Annotated in this window: 15 protein-coding genes and 2 pseudogenes; 7 read left to right on the top strand and 10 right to left on the bottom strand. The window is 50.9% G+C overall.

What is annotated here, in order from left to right; translation table 11 throughout:
• Positions 1 to 127: 127 nt before the first annotated feature.
• Both H6859_07620 and H6859_07615 read right to left on the bottom strand, forming a co-directional pair.
• A pseudogene (locus H6859_07620) lies at positions 128 to 1,233 on the bottom strand (IS3 family transposase).
• A 134-nt stretch (positions 1,234 to 1,367) separates the two neighbouring features.
• On the bottom strand, positions 1,368 to 1,958 hold the full coding sequence (locus H6859_07615; GenBank protein USO05020.1) for a hypothetical protein: 591 nt from the start codon (positions 1,956 to 1,958) through the stop codon (positions 1,368 to 1,370).
• Positions 1,959 to 2,160: 202 nt separating this feature from the next.
• Here H6859_07615 and H6859_07610 point away from each other — a divergent pair, with 202 nt between their 5' ends.
• The 3 genes and pseudogenes from H6859_07610 (at position 2,161) to H6859_07600 (ending at position 3,329) form a co-directional block, all read left to right on the top strand.
• Positions 2,161 to 2,505, top strand: a complete 345-nt coding sequence (locus H6859_07610) for an alkylphosphonate utilization protein (GenBank protein ID USO05019.1) — start codon at positions 2,161 to 2,163, stop codon at positions 2,503 to 2,505.
• 153 nt (positions 2,506 to 2,658) lie between these two features.
• Complete coding sequence (locus H6859_07605) at positions 2,659 to 2,904, top strand: hypothetical protein (GenBank protein USO05018.1); 246 nt, start codon at positions 2,659 to 2,661, stop codon at positions 2,902 to 2,904.
• A 200-nt stretch (positions 2,905 to 3,104) separates the two neighbouring features.
• Positions 3,105 to 3,329 (top strand): annotated as a pseudogene (locus H6859_07600) (transposase).
• 18 nt (positions 3,330 to 3,347) lie between these two features.
• On the opposite strand, the gene H6859_07595 reads toward H6859_07600, so the two are convergent.
• On the bottom strand, positions 3,348 to 5,750 hold the full coding sequence (locus tag H6859_07595) for a phenylalanine--tRNA ligase subunit beta (GenBank protein USO05017.1): 2,403 nt from the start codon (positions 5,748 to 5,750) through the stop codon (positions 3,348 to 3,350).
• 207 nt (positions 5,751 to 5,957) lie between these two features.
• On the opposite strand from H6859_07595, the gene H6859_07590 reads away from it, so the two are divergent.
• Both H6859_07590 and H6859_07585 read left to right on the top strand, forming a co-directional pair.
• A complete protein-coding gene (locus H6859_07590; protein USO05016.1) occupies positions 5,958 to 7,277 on the top strand; it encodes a peptidoglycan-binding protein in 1,320 nt (439 codons plus the stop codon).
• A 54-nt stretch (positions 7,278 to 7,331) separates the two neighbouring features.
• A complete protein-coding gene (locus H6859_07585) occupies positions 7,332 to 8,471 on the top strand; it encodes a hypothetical protein (protein ID USO05015.1) in 1,140 nt (379 codons plus the stop codon).
• Here the strand turns inward: H6859_07585 and H6859_07580 are convergent.
• Positions 8,468 to 8,905, bottom strand: a complete 438-nt coding sequence (locus tag H6859_07580) for a GNAT family N-acetyltransferase (protein USO05014.1) — start codon at positions 8,903 to 8,905, stop codon at positions 8,468 to 8,470. The genes H6859_07585 and H6859_07580 overlap by 4 nt on opposite strands.
• Before the next feature lie 14 nt (positions 8,906 to 8,919).
• Positions 8,920 to 10,020: a phenylalanine--tRNA ligase subunit alpha gene (gene pheS / locus H6859_07575; protein USO05013.1), complete on the bottom strand. Its 1,101-nt coding sequence runs from the start codon at positions 10,018 to 10,020 to the stop codon at positions 8,920 to 8,922.
• A gap of 106 nt (positions 10,021 to 10,126) precedes the next feature.
• Between pheS and H6859_07570 the strand changes: the two genes are divergently transcribed.
• Positions 10,127 to 10,522 (top strand): hypothetical protein, encoded by a 396-nt coding sequence (locus H6859_07570; protein ID USO05012.1) that lies wholly within the window; start codon positions 10,127 to 10,129, stop codon positions 10,520 to 10,522.
• Here the strand turns inward: H6859_07570 and H6859_07565 are convergent.
• From H6859_07565 to H6859_07545, 5 genes are all read right to left on the bottom strand, one after another.
• Entirely contained in the window at positions 10,514 to 11,179 is a 666-nt protein-coding gene (locus H6859_07565) for an HAD family hydrolase (protein USO05011.1), read from the bottom strand. The genes H6859_07570 and H6859_07565 overlap by 9 nt on opposite strands.
• 101 nt (positions 11,180 to 11,280) lie before the next feature.
• Positions 11,281 to 12,030: an SDR family NAD(P)-dependent oxidoreductase gene (locus H6859_07560; protein USO05010.1), complete on the bottom strand. Its 750-nt coding sequence runs from the start codon at positions 12,028 to 12,030 to the stop codon at positions 11,281 to 11,283.
• 22 nt (positions 12,031 to 12,052) lie between these two features.
• The gene (locus H6859_07555; GenBank protein USO05009.1) at positions 12,053 to 14,674 is read right to left on the bottom strand and encodes a penicillin-binding protein 1A; all 2,622 of its coding nucleotides are present in this window, start codon (positions 14,672 to 14,674) and stop codon (positions 12,053 to 12,055) included.
• Between the two features lie 155 nt (positions 14,675 to 14,829).
• Positions 14,830 to 15,603: an ATP-binding cassette domain-containing protein gene (locus H6859_07550; GenBank protein USO05008.1), complete on the bottom strand. Its 774-nt coding sequence runs from the start codon at positions 15,601 to 15,603 to the stop codon at positions 14,830 to 14,832.
• A complete protein-coding gene (locus tag H6859_07545) occupies positions 15,600 to 16,418 on the bottom strand; it encodes an ABC transporter permease (GenBank protein ID USO05007.1) in 819 nt (272 codons plus the stop codon). The genes H6859_07550 and H6859_07545 overlap by 4 nt, the downstream gene beginning before the upstream one ends.
• Before the next feature lie 90 nt (positions 16,419 to 16,508).
• On the opposite strand from H6859_07545, the gene H6859_07540 reads away from it, so the two are divergent.
• Positions 16,509 to 17,231 (top strand): D-alanyl-D-alanine carboxypeptidase family protein, encoded by a 723-nt coding sequence (locus H6859_07540; protein USO05006.1) that lies wholly within the window; start codon positions 16,509 to 16,511, stop codon positions 17,229 to 17,231.
• Positions 17,232 to 17,295: the final 64 nt, after the last annotated feature.

Below are 17,295 nucleotides of genomic sequence, written 5' to 3'. Positions count from 1 at the left end.
AGCTACGATCGGTTGGTTATTGTCATGCCGCCTGCCTGTGGTTTTGTTTCTCCGGGTGAAGGGCGCGGCCGCCGGAGCCGTTAGGCGGAGGCGGCAAGCCCGAGGCCGGAGAAACAAAATTTCGTTCATCATAAACGTCGTCCGGGGTTTGTCCATCAAATACCGAATGCGGCCTCTGCGCGTTGTAAAACGCCAGCCAGCGCCCGATATCCCGCCTGGCTTGCAGGCCGCTCTCGAACGCGTTCAGATACACGCATTCATATTTCAGACTCCGCCACAGCCGCTCGATGAACACATTGTCCATCCAGCGGCCCTTGCCGTCCATCGAGATCGCGATCCCGTTTTCTTTCAGGACGCCCGTCCACGCGTCCGCCGTGAACTGGCTGCCCTGATCGGTATTGAAGATCTCCGGCGGCCCGTAGCGGGCGATGGCTTCCTCCAGCGCCTCCACGCAAAAGCGCGTTTCCATCGTGTTCGACAGCCGCCAGGCCAGCACCTTCCGGCTGGCCCAGTCCATGATCGCTACCAGATACAAAAACCCGCGTTTGACAGGGATGTACGTGATATCCGCGCACCATACATGGTTCGGGCGGGTGATCGTGAGCCCCTTGAGCCGGTAGGGATAAATCCGGTGGCCGGGATGCGGCATCGAAGTGCGCGGCCTTTGATAGACCGCCTCGATTCCCATCAGGCGCATCAGACGCCGCACGCGGGTGCGGCCTACCTCGTACCCCTGACGGCGCAGATGCCGGGCCATCTGACGGGACCCGTAAAACGGGGTTTGCAGGAATTGCGCGTCAATCAGCCGCATCAGCGCCAAATTGTCCGCGCTCTCCCCGCGCCGCTCGTAATACCAGCCAGAGCGGCTGATCCCCAGCAACCGGCACTGCGCCGCGATGCCGATATTGTCATTGGACGGGTCTACCATTTCCTGCCGCCCCCGGACCGCAACCGGGCGGAGGCATCGGCTAAAAAATCACGTTCCACTGTCAGCTGTCCGATCTTGGCGTGCAAGTCCCTGACCTCGGCGTTATGCGCGTCCGCTCGCGATTCCAGCTTGCCCGCAAAACCCGCCTCCAGCGCAGCCAGAGCCTCCTTCTTCCAACGGTGAATGACCGTCGCATGCACCCCGTAACGGGATGACAGCTCCGTGATCGGCGCGTCCTCCCGCAACGCCGCCAGCGCAACCTGCGCTTTAAACTTCGCCGGGTAGTTCTTCCTTGTCTTGCTCATAATCCATGACCCTCCTTCGGTCATAGATCGTAGCTTAACTCACTGTCCGAATTCTTGGGACCACCTCTCTACAATTGATTTGAGATTTTCAAATCTGTTTTGACTATCATCTAAATTATGAGCATCAAACCGTTTCATTTAATATATTTCGGTTGGTGTTTCGGATTATCTTGAACAAGATGTCCTGTCTTAAAATCGCGGTACATAAACTCATTGCCGCGAAATTCCAGATAATTGTTTTTTTCTTTTTGGTAAAAATATTGGGTGAGCTGCTTATTCTCTTGGGAAGTTAGTTTTTTATTGTAGGCTACTGTTTCGAACAACTTAAATTCCTCGAAACAATCGTTATTGGGACTTCCACCAAGGCTAAAGAACTTGTGTACAAAACCCGCTTCTATTTCAGAAGTGACCCTAGCTTCATGTTTGTTTAAATCGATGGCGGCACTGATAAGACATTGATCATCAACCAAGGAATAATCAAAGGTTAGAACAATTGGTGTGTCATAATATTCGGCAACGGGTATTTTGACAGAGTCTTTAAGCACATTATCTGTAATACCCGGCTTTAAAGGATTGCCTTCAATTATGCCATAATACAGGTCACCATCTTCAACATAGGCGGCAATGTTTATGTCCTGATCAAAGTGGGTAAATATAAATCTTTTCCCCTTTGATGGCCTTTTCAGTTCAATATTGAACAATATCGTGAATTCTACTTTTGACATGAGGACAGGTTATCGAGTTATGGTTTTTTATTCAAACCTTAATGACACCTGCCCCGCAGGCCAAACCAAACACCACCTCGACTGCCCCACCTCCAAACACTGGTGCGAATAACCCTCTCGTCATTGCGAGGAGGGCTTTAGCCCGACGCGGCAATCTAGATTTTGGATTGCTTCGCTGCGCTCGGGATGACAATATAACCCCATGACCACCTCTCTCCCCCCATGCCCAAAATGCTCCTCCCCTTATACCTATGAGGACGGTGCGCTGCTCGTCTGCCCCGAATGCGCGCATGAATGGTCCGCCGCGGGCGAAGAAACCGAAATCATCCGCGATTCCGTCGGCAACGAACTGCAAAGCGGTGACACCGTCACCATCGCCAAGGACCTTAAGGTCGGCAACAACACCATAAAAGTCGGCACCAAGGTGAAAAACATCCGTGTCCTGCCCAGGGAAGAATGGATCGGTGACCACGACATCGACGCGCGCGTTCCCGGCTTCGGGCCGATGGGCCTCAAATCCTCCGTCGTTAAGAAGGTCGCTGATTAAATTTTTTCTTGACGAAATCTAAAAAATCGGCGGAGATGGCTACGGGTTTACGGCCTAAGCAAGGCGCCAGGTGGTCTTTGTGGTTTAAAATAAACACTCCCGCCCCCACCGGCAAAAAATGGCGAACAAAAAGGAGGATCAGGCAAAAATGCTATGAAAACAAGAGTTTATAGCGCGTCATTTTTCCTTCTTTTGGCGATTGCGCCGGGCCTTTGCGCTTGCCAATCGCTCCGCGCGCCGTCAATGTCCGGCGATCCGGCGAAGATGAGCAGCGATATGCTGTGTTACCGCGCTCAAACCACCGGTAAGGCCGAACTCAAAGCCGAAGCCGCCCGGCGCAATCTTGATTGCCGCGCTGAAATCGAAAACGACCCGCTCCTGACAAATCAGCGCTATTAATCCTTCATCCGCAAATCCGTCCCCGGCTTTTGAAACAAATAATGCTCGATCATATGCGTCCCCGCACATCGTTTTTGGCGGCAAGAATGCCCGATAGCTTTCTGGAGGCCACACAGCTCTGGCAAGGGACCTGCAACGCGGCTGTCTTCAACGACTGGCTGGAAAGGCAGCTCTGCGCGCTGCTCAACGATAACTGCGTTGTCGTCATGGACAACGCAACCTTCCACAAATCAAACAAAACCAAAACGTTGATTGAAGGAAAAGGAGCTGTCCTGCTCTTCCTGCCACCATACTCTCCCGATCTCAACCCTATCGAGCAAGACTTCGGAGCCCTCAAAACATCAGGCAGTACAATCATGAAAAATCCATCGACGAAATTATTGAAGCGTATAATTAAATATTCAAATGACTATAAAATGCCATAGCCTTCCATCCGAGTTTAATTAACCTCGTAAAACGCCGCCGCATTTTTGTGCTACGAGGTAGATGACTTTTTGCATCATGGCCTCAAGGTCTTTGTCGGTCAGGGTTTCGCCTTTGGGCTGAATGGTGATCGACAGTGCAACCGATTTCTTGTCGTCCTCAACGCCCTTGCCGGTGTAAATGTCGAAGATCGAGGCATCGCTGATTAAGGTTTTATCCGCTGCCATCGCGGCGCGGATCAAATCCGCGGCTTTTACCCCGTCATCGACCAGGAACGCAAAGTCACGCGTCAATGGCTGGAGTGGCTCCAGATTCAGCATCGGTTTTTCGGTCCCTTTTTGTTTGGCTTGCGGGATGTTATTCAGCATGACTTCAAAGCCGACAACCGGGAACTTTATACCCATATCCTCAAGAATGCCGGGATGGATTTCGCCAAATGTGGCCATCACGTTTTTGCCCAGCCGTAAAACGCCGGAGCGACCGGGATGGAAATATGCAGGCGCATCGGCAGTGATTTGAGCATTTTCTCCGGGGGCGCCGCAGGCTTCAAGCGCTGCAATCGCGTCGGCCTTGGCATCATATAAATCGACGCGGCGTGCGGACGTAGCATCAGACCAATGGCGCACAGCGTTTGCGCCGGTGCGAATGCCGCAGGCCACAATGTTTTGGTCTTCAGGTTTTACGCCTGCGAATACTGGTCCGATTTCACACAGAGCTGCATCCGGGTATCCGCGCGCTTCGTTACGCTGCGCCGCTTCAATCAAATTCGGCAGGATTGACGGGCGCATCACATTCATTTCCGAAGATATAGGGTTTTGTAAGGTGAGCGCGGAGGTAGCATTGTCATTCGCACCAAAAGCCTCGGCTTGCTCGCGGCCTAAAAACGACCATGTGACGCATTCGTTTAGCCCTCGGGCGCTCAATGCAGCGCGGCTTTTGCGCATTGCTGCGCCCAAAACAGTTTCAGCCGCCGCAGGCACAACTAGGCCCTGGACAGATTCAGATGGGATCGCATCAAAGCCAATAATGCGCGCAATTTCTTCCGCAATATCGGCGCGACCGAAAACATCCCCGCGCCAGCTTGGCGGCGTGATTTTGAGCGCAGATGCTTTGCCGGAAACCTCAAAACCCAGCGCTTCGAGGATTTCTGCTTGTTGTTCTTGGGGAACATTCAGCCCGATGAGCTGCTCGCAATAAGCCGGATCATATTCAATCGTACGTTGCCAGTCAGGCTGTTCACCCGCTGCAACGACTTCGCTGGCCTGTCCGCCGCAAATTTCCAGCACCATCGCTGTGAAAATTTCCATCGCCTCTGGCAAAAAGGCCGGATCAATGCCGCGTTCGAAACGATAACGTGCATCGCTTTCAATGCCCAGAGCCCGCCCCGTTCGGGCAATGCGCTCAGGCTTGAAATACGCAACTTCAAGGAACACATTTGTCGTGCCTTCATCGCATCCTGTAGATGTGCCACCGACAATCCCGCCCAGTCCGATGACACCGGACTCGTCATTAATCGTAACCGCGCCGGAAGCAAGCTCATAGGATTTATCATTAAGCGCATCCAATTCCTCGCCGCCTTTAGACGTGCCGACCACGATATTACCCTTAAGTTTATCGCCGTCATAGGCATGCAAAGGCCGTCCAAGATCCATACAGATAAAGTTGGTAATATCGACCAGCGCGGAAATCGGGCGCAGGCCTACGGCTTTCAGCTGCTTTTGCAGCCAGTCGGGAGACGGGCCGTTTTTGACGCCTTTGATCTGGCGGCCCAGAAATTGCGGGCAGCCTTCACGATCATCAATTTTTACAGCGATTTCAGATTTAAAGCTGCCTTTAACTGGCGCGGTCTCGAGCGGTTTTAACGTGCCTATACCGGCAGCAGCCAGATCCCGCGCAATGCCGCGAACTCCTGCGCAATCGGCGCGGTTAGGGGTGAGCGCAATATCAATCACCGGATCATCAAGGCCAAACACTTCGGCCATTGGTGTGCCGATTTCGTAGTTACCTTCCAGTTCGATGATGCCTTTATGTTCATCAGAGAGGCACATTTCCTTTTCTGAAACCAGCATGCCGTTGCTTTCTACGCCGCGGATTTTGGTCTTTTTCAAGGTGAGATCAAGACCGGGAATATAACTGCCGTCCGGCGCGAAAATCGCCTTCATTCCGGCCCGAGCATTAGGCGCGCCGCAGACAACCTGAAGGGTGCCATGATTGGCCGTTTTTACGCTGCAGACCTTGAGCTTATCCGCATCAGGATGCTTTTCGGCCTTTTCAACATAAGCGACTGTGAAGGCTTCAAAATCCTTCGCCTGATCGATAATTTCCTCAACCTCCAGACCAATCGCAGTCAGGGCCGTGGAGATCTCTCCCAGTGTTGCATCGGTGTCTAAATGGCGTTTCAGCCAGCTCAGCGTAAATTTCATAATTAAGGCTTTCTTATCTTTAAGGAATGCATTTTTAACCGATATGCCGAGGAATACAAGCATTTGAGGGTGTTATCACTCAAAATTAATCAAATATTAAGGGTTTCAATTTAAAGTTTATGACAACGAGCGGAAAAAGCGGCCGATCATCAAAGAAGAATAAGGCCGCATAAAAACAACAAGGCATTAAAAAACGAGGGTGTAACCATGGCGATATATACAGGCAACAACTTTTCAATAGAGCTCGACAAAAAAAATGCCGGTTTTGTCTTTGAACCCAAGAATTCCGGTGCAAGTGGCCCGGATTCTAGCGCAGACGCGCTCATACTTGCGGAATTGAAGGAAAATGCAGACGCCATCATCGCGAGCATGCAAAGCCATCTTTCTGCATGGATCGACGAAGACATGGAAAATCTAATGAACAACGGTGTTGATCTTGATGATCTTCAAGAAGAAATTCTCACGCCCTTGGCAAAAGCATTAGAAACCAGTATAGCTTCAGGCGATTCCAAAATGATTGCTCTGAGCGCCCTAGCTTTGAAAGCGGCGGATAACAGTATTCAAATTCTGACCCAAACGCCAATATTACCATTTACCCCTTACAATGAATCACTGAAGAGACTGACAGAAGATGAAATCAAAGAATATAAAGAGATATCTGCTGCCAATAACTTAGCTGTAGATAATGCCTATAAAGTCGCCTTCGCGCCGCCGGAAGAGCCAGCTTATGATGCGGCGGCGATAGCTGCTGCTATGAAGCAATCGGATGCACAAGCGGAAGAAAATAATGCCGTGAGGGCACCGGAAGGACCTGCATTAGTAACGCCGCCAGTCGTGGCGCCTGTAGCACCAAAGCAACCCAGCTCAAGCGAAGTGGCAAAGGTGCAGCGTGGCCTGAACAGCTTAAAGGAGCTAGGCGTTATTACAGGGTTTGACCTGGCGACCAGCAAAAACCCTGAAGGTGATGATGGGATAGCCGGTCCAAAAACGAAGAAAGCGGTAGAAATAGCACAAAAAGCCTTGGGAATGGAAGTAGATGGGAAAATCACGCCCGAGTTTACAGCACGTCTGGATCAGAAAATCGCGGCGGTCCAAGCTCAAAAAGCTGATGTTAAAGTTGTTCAGGCTCCCTCAACAACCACAACAGAACGCTTTACCGTAGCAGCAAGCCTCGCCGACAAACAAGAACCGGAAGCGCCGAAGCCAAAAGAGCAGAAATCTGTTCAAGAGCCAAAGCTTTCCGCCATTGATGAACATATACGCATCATGACCGGCGGTATGGATCCGGATAAACAAAATCGCTACGACCCAAACGCGCCGTCGCTCTGGGTAGCCTTTAAAAATGCAGCAGGAAGCCTCTTTGGTTCAGACGATGAAAAGCCTGAAGTCGCCGGGGAGAAACGAGAACCTGCGCCGGTTGACGAACTATCAACCTGGGCCGCAACAGGCGAGCCCGTGGAACCGCCACAGGGTCAACAAAATCTACCTCCGGCAGGAACTGGTGGTGGTCCTATGAGACCGGTTTAAAGACCAAAAACTGACAAAGGGATTGGCGCATTTGAGTATGAAAAGATAACGGGAATGGGAACGAGACAACCAGCCGGAATGGGCTTTGTGAATAACGGGGCACGAGGAACCAAAGATTTTAGGTTCGGTGAGGACGTACTGGCGCGTTCTGAAGTTGCAAAATTTCTCAACGGAAAACCGCTGACTTACGAAACGGCTGAACAATTCAAAGTATTTGTTTCCGGACATGGCGCATTTAATTCTGCAGATCAGGAAATGATCGCTGCGGCCAATCCATATCTCCAACCCGAGGTTTTGGACAAATTCATTTATAAAGAACCGCCTGCCCATCCGCCGCAGAAAACAGCAGAACCGCTAATTCAGAATTTGGAAAAGATCACGCGTGAAGATGGCTCTTTACCTCTGTATTGGGCTCAGAAGATTGCCAAGGATGCCGAACAAAAAGTTCTTAACGGAGAGAATTTTTCCGTAGAAGACCGTAAAATGCTCGAAACTTTGCTTGAGCACAAAATTCATCAGATTCCGGCTTATAAGAAACCGTTGGAAGAGGCTTTAAGATTGGTTAATCAAGGGCTTGAGCGCCAAGCCAATCCAAAAGCAAAAACCGGTCCTTCTGAAAAACCAACAGCTTCTCAAGAACGTCAACAGGAAACAACGCAGGATTTCGGTGCAAAAACATTTCCGGCCAAACCGCCGCCGGTTATAAAGGCAGAACCTTTGCCGCCAGCTGGTGGACAAACCAAGCCTCAAACTCAACCCGTGCCGCCAACGGAGGGAAACCAGACCGGGATTTTGGCACGTATCAGTAAAATTGACGGTCCGCGTGATTATTTACGGGATTTAGATTCCAATCAGGTCAAAGAAATGCAGCGTGTTCTAGGCGTGAATGATGACGGCAAGTGGGGACAAAAAACCATGGCTGCAGCCGCGCAATATATTGCAAAGAATAATTTGCCGCAAAATATAAGCCTCGAAGATCTGCAAAAACATATGCAGGGTGTTAAACCTGTATCAGAGGCACAACAAGGCTATGATGAAGACAGGGCAACGCATTATGCACAAGAGGCGGCAAAAATAGAAAAAGGTGCAACGAAAGAAGAATTTAAGGAAGCCCACGGCAATCCCGTGCCGGACGCAGCGCCGGGAGAACCGAAAGCAACACCGTCAACCACTCCCGTTGTGCGGCTCGCCTAATCCAGTTTCATGACATGTAAGGTGAAATCAAGCTTTTGGCCGAGCGCCCGGTAAAGGCTTTGCGCGGCGGCATTATTGCTTTCGGCCAGCCAATAGATGCGCGCCCATTTTTCGCGCTTGCCGATCTGGCTGATGTAGGTAATCAATTTTTTGGCGATGCCTTCCCGGCGTGCGTCAGGGGAGACGAAAACATCCTGCATATAACATACGTCATGCAAGCTACCGGTGGTGGGATGGAGGATGTAATGAACAAGGCCAACAAGCGCGCCGTCTTTTTCCGCGACCAGTCCGCAGACTTTGGAATTCGGATCGATCAGGCGGCTCCAGGTCTCTGATGTCACCGCTTCATCACGCATGCCGAGATTGTTGCCATTCCACAGCGGCAGCCAGTCAGGAAAATCACGGTTTTCTATGGCGCGGATTTTTACAGCCATAATGGGCCAGCCCTTTATGAACGTGTGGAATTATTAGGCCGGTCCAGCGGATCAAAGCCATAATGCGCAAGCCAGCGCGTATCGCATTCAAAAAAGGTGCGCAAGTCAGGAATGCCGTATTTGAGCATCGTCAGGCGTTCAATGCCCATGCCGAACGCAAAGCCTTGATAAACATCCGCATCCACGCTGCAGTTTTTCAGGACATTGGGGTGCACCATACCGGCGCCCAGCACTTCCATCCATTTTTGTTCTTGCCCATCGGGGGCTTTGCCGAGCTTAATTCCACCATCGGGCTTTTTGATATAGCCGATATCGACTTCCGCACCCGGTTCCACAAACGGGAAGAAGGATGGACGGAATCGCACCGGTAGATCATCCATTTTGAAATAGCTGCGCACGAAATCAGTCAGGCAGCCTTTCAGATGCGCCATGGTAACGTTTTTGTCGATATACAGCCCTTCCATCTGGTGGAACATCGGTGAGTGGGTCATGTCGTAATCGGAACGGTAGGTCCGCCCAAAACACACGATCTTATAGGGTGGTTCATTATCTTTCATATGGCGGATCTGCACGGCGGACGTATGGGTACGCAAAAGTTTTTTGGCCAACTCACCTTCTTCGCTCGGGTCTTCGGGCAGGAAGAATGTATCTTGCATTTCGCGGGCCGGGTGGCCAGGCGGGAAGTTCAGCGCCGTAAAATTATGCCAGTCATCTTCGATATCCGGGCCTTCGGCAACGCTAAAGCCCATGGCCCCGAAAATACCGACCATTTCTTCCATAGTTTGCGAAATCGGGTGGATTTTGCCGCTGCGTTCAGGGCGGGTCGATAAGGTCACATCGAGCGTCTCGGTGGCCAGACGTTCATCGAGCGCTTGTTTCTTCAGGGCCTTTTCCTGACGTTTAATCAACTCGGCGATTTCGTCCTTCAGAACGTTGAGCGCGGCGCCGACGGTTTTACGCTCTTCCGGGTCCATACCGCCCAGCGTCTTCATCAGCGCGGTAATCCGCCCCTTTTTGCCCAGTACGGTGACACGCACATCATCCAGCGCTGCAGGGGTTCTGGCCGCTTCGATTTCACTGGTGATTTCAGTTTTTAATGCATTGATATCAGTCATGAGGTGCTTTTTAGCACCAAGGTCTTGATGCGCCAAGGGTTTTATTTATTGACATATTGTTACACATGTTGTCTATTCGTCCCACAATTCAAAGCTGGAGTAAAAAATGAGTAAAACAAAAGTCGCAGCAAATCATTATCTGGCAGAAGTTTCACAATCTGTTGACGGCGGCGGAAGGCTTGGCCGGGATTTCTGGGTCGCGGTGCGAGATTTTAATAGGTATGAGCCAAGCGACATAACCCTTTCTCAATACTCCCAGCAATACCACACCCCCAGCAATGAACAAGTTCGGCGCAAACAAAAACGCGCTGAGCGGCTTGGGGAATTATACCCGCTTGCCGGAGAGGCCTGGGCTCAAGAAGCATATCGCAATGTGCACGGTTTCTTTAAGCGTTTAGAAGAAGAGCGCTTCACCGAAGCCCAAGCCCAGGATTTAGAAACAGACCTGAGAGAAGGCGTCCAATCCATTGTCCAGGACCTTCTTATCCCGCACTTAAAATAACTTCACGATTTCATCGAGCCGGTGAACGATGTGATCGGGGGCGGCCTGCCGCAAGCGCGCACGCGAAATATAGCCATCGGTAATCCCGATTGAGGTAATCCCCAGCGCCCGCGCAATCTCCGGTTCTTCCATTGTATCGCCGATAATGATTGTGTTTTCCGGAGCATGGCCGGATTCGCTCATATAATCGCGCAGGCGCAAGACTTTGGTTGTACTTTGCAAAATCGTCGTGCCGTTGCAATCATGCGCGGAAACATAAGAAAAATAGTGTTCAATATTCAGGCGCTTCAGATGGCGTTCAATCCGCTCGGTAATGTAATTGGACAAAATAATGCATTCCGCACCCTGTTCGCTCAGATACTCCAGCAAATCCCGCGCGCCGTGGCGGGTGCGTGCACCTGCGGCCAGTTGCTCATAGGTGTCCTGAAACACCGCATTGCCTTCATCGCGGCGCTCCAGCACGGTTTCTTCCGAAACGCCGTGTTTCTCATAAAACGGAATGATCGGAAAGCAAAAGGTCTCGCGGTGGGTTTTGAGCGAGATGGCTTCCGCGCCGTAGAATTCGAGGCAGACATTGCCTGCCTTCCAGCTTGGCACCGTGTCAGCCAGCAGCGTCCCATTCCAATCAAATACAAAGAGTTTGTTATTGAGAATCATGCTCCACATCGTACACGACAGACGCCGTAGTCTAAAAATGATTTCTATAGTCAATCACCGTTTGACTCCTGAACAAAAACATTGATTTTCAGGGCGTTTTTTCAAAGTTTCGAAACGATTTTTCGTGCGACAAAAAAATATAAAGGCGCAGGCAGGAAATATAGGATCTTCATCATCCAGGTAAAACGTTTGGGAAAATGAATTTCAAAGCGCTTTGAACGCAAATCTCCGGCAATCACCTTGGCCGCCGCATCGGCTTCAATCATCATCGGCATGGGAAAATCGTTTTTATCAGTCAGCGGCGTGCGCACAAAACCAGGATTGATAATCTTCACATCAATATTGTGAGGCTCCAGTTCAATTTTAAGGCTCTCGGCATAATTAATCATCGCCGCCTTGGTTGCGCAATAAGGCTGACCATAGGGCAGCCCGCGATAACCAGCCACGCTGCCACATAAGGCGATCTGCCCGTGGCCTTGTTTCTCAAAAATCGGCAAGGTGGCATTGGTGGTATTATACGCGCCGCCCAGATTGACCCTGATCATGTCGTGAATGAAATCGATGTCTTTAGTCTCTTTACCGTGCGGCGCGTATAGTGCGGCCATAAAGATAACGCGATCAAGCTTTGGAATGGCCTTCGCTGCAGCGCTTAACGCCTTATGATCGCCGGCATCTAAAGCGATAACCTGATGCCCCCCGCCAAGCGCATCATTGAGGCTATTTAAAGCATCTTCATTGCGGGCAGATAAAATAAGCGCTCCGCCCCGCGCTGCCAGTTCAATAGCCAAAGCCCGGCCAATACCGCTGCTGGCGCCTATAATCCAAATATGCTCTTTGCTATATTCGCCCATAAAAAAGCTTATCTAAAAATGACTAATAAAGCCCGCCAGTGCCGACATTGGTTTCGCTTGGCGTTGTTGGCGAGGGATTGTAAGGTGGCCTGCTTGGCAGCTGATCCGGGTTTTGCCCTGCTGCTGTTCCCTCAGGCGTATAAAGTCCGCCATCCTGGCCGTTGTCCTGCGGAAAAGGTTCAAGATCATAGCCGCCGGGATTACCCGGACTATAAGCATCGCTCTGAGCGTCATAATCATAATAGGCCGCATTGCCGGTAAACAGATTAATCCCCGTACCATCGAGAATGAACATGTCATGCGTCGGCTCTGTGCCGACCGTAAAAGCTTCCCAGATCACCTTTTTATCGCCGATTTGCGCCCGCGCGCCCGTTTCGGCGTTAATCTGCACATTGCGAATGCCGTTAGGTATCCGAAACGGCAAAATTGGCTCATCGGCCAGCGCTTCTTCCATAAAGCTTTTAAACACGGGCAAGGCAACAGAGGAACCTGTTTCGCGTTTTCCCAGCGAGCGCGGCTCATCAAAACCGACAAACACCCCGGTAACCAGATCAGGGGAAAAGCCCATAAACCAGGTATCTTTGGATTCATTGGTCGTCCCGGTTTTACCGGCCAAAGGCCGCTCCAGCTCTTTGAGGCGTACGCCTGTCCCGCGCTGGACAACGCCTTCCATGATCGAAACAATCTGATAGGCGTGGCGCTCATCGACCAGTTGCTCACGCGGATCAGGAAGTTCCGGCGCTTCTTGTAAATCCCAGCGAATGAGATCACCGCAATTGTGGCACTGCCGGTCATCATGGCGGAAAATGGTCTTGCCACGCCGGTCCTGAATGCGGTCGATAAAGGAAGGCTCTATCTTTTTCCCGCCATTTACCAACTCGCCATAGGCACTGGTTAATTTTAACAATGTGGTTTCACCTGCGCCCAAAGAATTGGCTAGCAGCGGCGGCATATCCTCATCAATGCCAAAGCGCTTCGCATAATCCACGATTGTGTCCATACCAAGATAATCGGCAAGGCGCACCGTCATCAGGTTTCGTGATTTTTCAACCCCCACCCGGATAGGAGTCGGGCCGTAATATTCGTTTGAATAGTTGGTCGGGCTCCAGAAATTCCCCGGTCGGTCTTCAATCACAAAAGGTGCATCTAAAACCAGCGTGGCGGGCGTAAAGTCATTTTCCAGCGCAGCCAGATAAACAAACGGCTTAAACGCGGAACCGGGCTGACGCTGGGCCTGCGTTGCGCGGTTAAACTCCGAACTGCCGTAATGGTAATTCCACCCGCCCTGCATCGCCAAAATGCGACCTGTATGCGGGTCCATGGCAATGATTGCCCCTTGGACCAGCGGAATTTGCTCTAAGACATAATTATTTTTGCTGCCGTCGATTGGTGAAACGGCAATAATGTCGCCCTTGGAGAGCACTTCATCTACAGCCGTAATTTCCGGTCCCAGCGCATAACCTTCATTCAGGGACTTGCGCGCCCATTTTACGCCGTCAAGCGGGAGCGTCCCTTTGGTCCCGTCTTCAAAACCAATCTCGGCGCGCGCACTGCCTACGTCCAAAACAATCGCGATTTTCCATCCGTCGATAATGCCTTGCGGCGCTTTAAATTCTTCAAGCTTACTTTTCCATTCTGCGACATTGGTCACGGTTTTGAGCGGCCCACGGTAGCCATGACGGCGATCATAAGCCATCAACCCCTCGCGCAAAGCGCGCTCGGCAATTTCCTGCAACTTCGGGTCAATCGTGGTGCGCACCGCCAGCCCGCCTTGATACAGGCTGTCCTCACCATAACGCCCGGCCAGCTGGCGGCGCACTTCTTCAGCAAAATACGGTGCATTGACCCGCCTATCTTCATCGCGCGTGATTACTTCCAGCGGTGCCAGTTTGGCAAGCTCTGCCTGACCTTCTGTAATAAAGCCGTTATTTTCCATCCGCCGGATGACCTCGTTGCGCTGCTTAACTGCGCGATCATGATGGCGAGTAGGGTGATAATTATTTGGTGCTTTCGGAAGACCCGCCAGATAAGCAGCTTCAGCCACACTAAGTTCATCCAGAGATTTATTGAAATATTGCAGTCCCGCTGCCGCTACGCCATAAGCCCGATACCCTAGGAAAATTTCGTTCAGGTAAAGCTCAAGGATCTGGTCCTTGGTCATCGCCCGCTCAATGCGGCTGGCTAGAATGGCCTCGCGGATTTTGCGTTCAAATTTTCGCTCATTGGTGAGCAGAAAATTTTTAACGACCTGCTGTGTGATAGTTGACCCGCCAATAACATTGACATCCTTACCCATCAAATGCTGGCCGTAAACATAAGCTGCGCGCACAATTGCCGTTGGATCAACGCCTTGGTGCGTATAAAAATTCTTATCCTCCGCAGCAATAAAGGCGTTTTTTACCAGATCAGGAATCTTTTCGATTGGCATAAATATGCGCTTTTCCTGCGCAAACTCTGCCATCAGCCGACCATCTCCGGCATAAAGCCGCGTAACAATCGGCGGCTGATATGTTTTCAGCTGCTTATAATCCGGCAGGTCGGAACCATAATAATTCAGGATATAAAGGACCCCCGCGACACACACAAGCAACCCCAGAAAACCGAGGGAAAACAATCCGAGAAAAGCGTACCAGATATATTTCATATTTTTAAAAACCACAGATAAACACGGATGGACACAGATATGTCTTTTTAAACACCAACACCATCCAGCGCACCAAAATTTTTATTTATTTTTTCAAGTATGCTGGGTCAACCTAACCTTAAAAGTTTGAATCTGTGTTCATCTGTGGTTAAAAATCAGGCCACGCTGCGCGTAATCGGCCCGTCAGCTTTGCCATGAATAAACTGATCAACATAAGCATTGCCCGAATCATCGAGGTCTTCAACCGGCCCGGTCCAGACAATTTTGCCTTCATGGATCATCGCTACATAATCAGCAATCGTGCGCACAGAGCCCATATCATGGGTAATGGACAGCGCCGTTGCGCCAATATCGTCAACCTGTTCAACGATAAGCTGGTTAATGACGTCAGCCATAATCGGGTCCAGACCGGTTGTCGGTTCATCAAAGAAAATAATTTCTGGGCTTGCCGCTACGGCGCGCGCCAGGCCCACGCGCTTTTGCATGCCGCCCGATAGCTCCGCCGGAAACAGGTCAGACACATCCGGGCGCAAACCGACAGCCTCAATCTTCTGCACGGCAATCTCACGGGCTTGCACCCGGTCCATCCCGCGCCCCTGAATCAGGCCAAAGGCGACATTCTCCCAAATTTTTAAGGAATCAAATAATGCCGCGCCTTGAAACAGCATACCAAACTTGCGCATCAGCGTGTCGCGGTCTTTGGGCGACAAGCCGACAGTTTCCTGTCCGTCAATTTCAATGGAGCCGCTATCCGGGGTCATCAATCCCAAAATACATTTCAGCATCACCGATTTACCCGTGCCCGATCCGCCGATAATCACCATGGATTTGCCTTCCGGCACGACAAGGTCTACGCCGTTAAGTACACGGTTAGAACCAAAGGCCTTGCAGACATTTTTTAGCCCAATTTTTGGCGGTGTATCGCTCATGAGAAAAACACCTGTGTCAACAGATAGTTAAAGATCAAAATCAGGATCGAGGATGATACCACCGCGTTGGTTGTAGCCGCGCCCACCCCTTGCGCCCCGCGCCCGGAATTAAATCCGTTATAACAGCCCATCACCGCAACGATAAAGCCAAACGCACCTGCCTTAACCAAACCGGACACTACATCCATCGTCTCAATAATATCCCAAGTTTGAGTAAGATAAGTACCGGGGCTAAAACCCAGATTATAAATTGAAACAACATAGCCACCATAAACTCCGATAATATCACCAATCAGCACCAAAATTGGTAAAGTAATCGTCGCGGCAATCAAACGCGGCGCAATCAGATATTTAAACGGATTAACCGAAAGCGTGCACAGCGCATCAATTTGCTCAGTCACGCGCATCGTGCCAATTTCTGCAGCAATCGCCGCGCCCACACGTCCCGCAACCATCAGGCCTGCCAAAACAGGTGCCAGCTCGCGCGTTACCGAAAGCACCACCACCCCGGCAATCGCACCCTCGGCATTAAAGCGGGTAAAGCCGGTATAGCTTTGCAGCGCCAGCACCATCCCGGTAAACAGTGCGGTCATACCAACTACAGGCAGCGAGTAATAACCAATATCGACCAATTGTCGCCAAAGTTGGGCGGGGAAAAATGGTGGTGTAAAACTGTGGTAAATTGCACGTCCAATAAAAATAGATAAGGCCCCGGCGCGCTGAAAAAAATTTAAAATAAACGCACCGACCGCCTGAAAGACATTCAATAACGGATCAAAAAGACCTGATGATTGTATAGACGATTGTGGTTCCATGAATAGTTTCTGTTATAGTTCAAAAATGCACAGTAAAACATTGCTCCGCAATGGTCCAGCGTGAAAGCACGAGGTTAAGACTTCAATCACATGAAAACACTGCACAATATAAATCCGGCAGATCTGGTTGATATGAGTGCACAGGAAAGCGCCCATCCTTACCGCGTGGAAGTCGCCTATGCGTGCGATGATAATTTATTGTTTGGCCAGCAGATTTACCGCTCTGACGCGCATTTATGGCTGCATCAGGATTTGGCCGATATTGTTTCGAAAGCCGCAGCTGACCTAAACGATCAAGGGTATTGCCTGATCCTCTATGACGGATTGCGTACGGTTGACGCACAGGCAGCCATGCTTGAAACCCGCGCGGTAAAAGAAAATCCGCATTGGCTGGAAGAGCCGCGGCTGCTCTCTCCACCCGGCGCAGGCGCACACCCGAGGGGGATGGCGATTGATTGTTCGCTTGAAACGCTGGAGGGCCGACTTTTGGATATGGGTACGCCCTTTGATTATCTCAGCACCGATCCCGCGCCGGAAAGCAATCCCGCCCACCGCGCATACACAGATCTCACCGAAGAGGCGCGCACGAACCGTAAAATCCTTGACACTGCAATGGCCAAAGCCGCGCAAGAATCTGGAACGCCGCTCTGGCCGCTGCCGCAAGAATGGTGGGATTTTCGCCTGCCGTTAGAGGTGAGCGAAACCTACGCCCCTCTAAGCGACGCCGATTTACCGCCAGAAATCCGCATGGTACGCTATTCCCAACTTTCTTCTTTTCAGCGAAATACAAAACTTGTGAAACCCCGCACTTGATGCGGGGTCCAATACGATACATAATTAAACCCTATGGGCCCCGGCTTAAAGCCGGGGTTTCTTT

Source organism: Rhodospirillales bacterium (assembly GCA_023898785.1).
Taxonomy (GTDB): Bacteria; Pseudomonadota; Alphaproteobacteria; order Micavibrionales; family Micavibrionaceae; genus TMED27.
This window is presented reverse-complemented; position numbering and strand designations above follow the sequence as displayed.

Excerpts from the sequence above, each read along its gene's own strand:
- H6859_07615 (USO05020.1), bottom strand. The coding sequence starts at position 1,958 with ATGTCAAAAGTAGAATTCACGATATTGTTCAATATTGAACTGAAAAGG.
- H6859_07610 (USO05019.1), top strand. The coding sequence starts at position 2,161 with ATGACCACCTCTCTCCCCCCATGCCCAAAATGCTCCTCCCCTTATACC.
- H6859_07605 (USO05018.1), top strand. The coding sequence starts at position 2,659 with ATGAAAACAAGAGTTTATAGCGCGTCATTTTTCCTTCTTTTGGCGATT.
- H6859_07595 (USO05017.1), bottom strand. The coding sequence starts at position 5,750 with ATGAAATTTACGCTGAGCTGGCTGAAACGCCATTTAGACACCGATGCA.
- H6859_07590 (USO05016.1), top strand. The coding sequence starts at position 5,958 with ATGGCGATATATACAGGCAACAACTTTTCAATAGAGCTCGACAAAAAA.
- H6859_07585 (USO05015.1), top strand. The coding sequence starts at position 7,332 with ATGGGAACGAGACAACCAGCCGGAATGGGCTTTGTGAATAACGGGGCA.
- H6859_07580 (USO05014.1), bottom strand. The coding sequence starts at position 8,905 with ATGGCTGTAAAAATCCGCGCCATAGAAAACCGTGATTTTCCTGACTGG.
- pheS (USO05013.1), bottom strand. The coding sequence starts at position 10,020 with ATGACTGATATCAATGCATTAAAAACTGAAATCACCAGTGAAATCGAA.
- H6859_07570 (USO05012.1), top strand. The coding sequence starts at position 10,127 with ATGAGTAAAACAAAAGTCGCAGCAAATCATTATCTGGCAGAAGTTTCA.
- H6859_07565 (USO05011.1), bottom strand. The coding sequence starts at position 11,179 with ATGATTCTCAATAACAAACTCTTTGTATTTGATTGGAATGGGACGCTG.
- H6859_07560 (USO05010.1), bottom strand. The coding sequence starts at position 12,030 with ATGGGCGAATATAGCAAAGAGCATATTTGGATTATAGGCGCCAGCAGC.
- H6859_07555 (USO05009.1), bottom strand. The coding sequence starts at position 14,674 with ATGAAATATATCTGGTACGCTTTTCTCGGATTGTTTTCCCTCGGTTTT.
- H6859_07550 (USO05008.1), bottom strand. The coding sequence starts at position 15,603 with ATGAGCGATACACCGCCAAAAATTGGGCTAAAAAATGTCTGCAAGGCC.
- H6859_07545 (USO05007.1), bottom strand. The coding sequence starts at position 16,418 with ATGGAACCACAATCGTCTATACAATCATCAGGTCTTTTTGATCCGTTA.
- H6859_07540 (USO05006.1), top strand. The coding sequence starts at position 16,509 with ATGAAAACACTGCACAATATAAATCCGGCAGATCTGGTTGATATGAGT.